Origin of the sequence: Blastococcus sp. CCUG 61487, assembly GCF_005222955.1 — a bacterium.
Lineage (GTDB): Bacteria > Actinomycetota > Actinomycetes > Mycobacteriales > Geodermatophilaceae > Blastococcus.
In genome coordinates this window covers 1-458 of sequence record NZ_LWUA01000069.1, presented here as the reverse complement: position 1 = coordinate 458, position 458 = coordinate 1, and positions in this window count along the sequence as shown.

Genomic DNA, 458 nt, shown 5'->3' with positions numbered 1-458 from the left:
CCTCCTCCGGTCGGCCTCTGCGGTCGGCAGCGCGGAGGAGACAGCCGGCGGACTAATGGTCAAGTGCTCACCGGAGCAGGCCCGGGGCACGTCATCCCATCAGCGGTCAGGTCCCCTCACGACCGGTGGGCGCACGATCTGACCCTAGGAATCCAAGCGCTCCAGTCGTCGAGAGTGCTGACCCACCGGCCGCTACCGGCGCCGAACCTGCCAGACACCAGCGGGCTCGGTAAGCCCCATTAGTCCTCGACGCCGTCGCCGCGGAGCTGCAGCAGCGCACCGCCGAGCAGCTGTTCGCCGTCCTCGGGCAGTTGAAGGGCGGGGCGATGAAGCTCGGGCAGGCCCTGTCGGTCTTCGAGGCCGCCGTGCCGGAGGAGGTCGCCGCGCCGTACCGGGAGGCGCTGGTGAAGCTCCAGGAGGAGGCGCGCCGATGGCGGTGCGCACCGTGCACGCGGTGC